Raw genomic sequence first — 1,552 nt, forward strand, 5'->3', positions numbered from 1 at the left:
CCCTCCGGCGGGGCGCGGTGCCGCCGGGCGCGTACCGGGCCGACCAGGCACTGGACCCGGCTGCCGTCCTCGCCCGACGGACCGCCCCGACCGCACCCGTGTGCCGACTCGATGTCCACCGGACGCCGATCGACGCACTCACCGCCATCGAGGAAGGAGCACTGTGAATCACACCGACACGACCGGGACCCCCGCCGCACGGACGGGCCGGGCGCTGCGGACCGTCGTCTGCGGCACCACGTTCGGGCAGTTCTACCTGGCCGCGCTGGCCGGTTCGACCGACGAGTTCGAGATCGCCGGAGTGCTCGCCGCCGGCAGCGACCGCTCCGTCGCCTGCGCCCGGCGCCACGGCGTCCCGCTCTACGGGGACGTCGCCGAACTGCCCGACGACATCGACCTGGCCTGCGTCGTGCTCCGCTCCGGGGTGCTGGGCGGTTCCGGCACCGAACTGGCCCAACGGCTGCTGGAACGCGGCATCCACGTCATCCAGGAACAGCCGGTGCACCACGACGACCTCGCCGCGTGCCTGCGCCTCGCGCGCCGGCACGCCGTGCACTACCGGCTCGGGAACCTCTACGTCCGGCTGCCCGAGGTCCGCCGCTTCACCGAGGCCGCCCGGCGCCTGGCGGAGCACGGGCCGCTCGCCCACATCGACGCGGTCTGCGCCTCGCAGGTCGCCTTCCCGCTGCTGCACATCCTCGGCGAGGCACTCGGCTCCTCGCGGCCGTGGCGGATCCGCGCACTGGACGGGGGAGCCGGCCAGACCCCGCCGGACGGCCCCTTCGCCGTGCTCACCGGCAGCGTCGGCGGCACGCCGCTGACCCTGCGGGTGCACAACGAGGTCGATCCCGACGACCCGGACAACCACCTTCACCTGCTGCACCGGATCACCCTCAGCGCGCAGGGAGGCAGCCTCACCCTGACCGACCCGCACGGCCCGGTGCTCTTCAGCCCCCGGCTGCACATCCCCGAGCCGGTCCGGGACCGCTTCGACTTCGAGGCCGAGGGAACCGGGCACCTCGCCGAGCCGAGCACCACCGTGCTGAGCCCGGCCCGCCCCCGCGACTACCGCACCCTGCTGCGCGACCAGTGGACGGCCGCCATCGGCGACGACCTGAAGGACCTGAGCGCCACGATCCGCGGCACGGGCGGCGACGCCCGGCGGATCGACCAGTACCACCTGTCGCTGGCCCGGATGTGGCAGGACGTCACCAAGGAACTCGGCTACCCCGTCCTGCGCCCCGGCCGCACCCACCGGCCGCTGACCGCGGCGCGGCTGACCGCCCCCGCCTCGGCCGAGGAGCGCCCGGCCGGCCCGGGGATCACCGGGGCGGGGGCGGGGGCGGACACGCCTGCCGGAGACGGACCGGGGCCCAGGCCCGGGGAGCGGGTCGGCGCCCTCGCCGGGACGGCGTCCACCGGTGAGCCGGACGCCGCCGACCTCGCCGTACTCGTACGCGCGGGGGCCGACGCGGCCGACCGGTACGTCGGACCCGTCGAGCGCGACGCGCCAGAAACCTTCGTCCGGCTGCTGGACGACGCCGTCCTCGGC

Annotated in this window: 1 protein-coding gene; it reads left to right on the top strand. The window is 75.7% G+C overall.

Annotated features, from left to right (window positions below):
* Positions 1 to 163 precede the first annotated feature (163 nt).
* A partial coding sequence (locus tag ACFU99_RS43195; protein WP_384404148.1) for a Gfo/Idh/MocA family oxidoreductase occupies positions 164 to 1,552 on the top strand: 1,389 nt, incomplete at its 3' end.

It is taken from the genome of Streptomyces sp. NPDC057654 (assembly GCF_042800135.1).
In the GTDB taxonomy this organism is placed as follows: Bacteria; Actinomycetota; Actinomycetes; order Streptomycetales; family Streptomycetaceae; genus Streptomyces.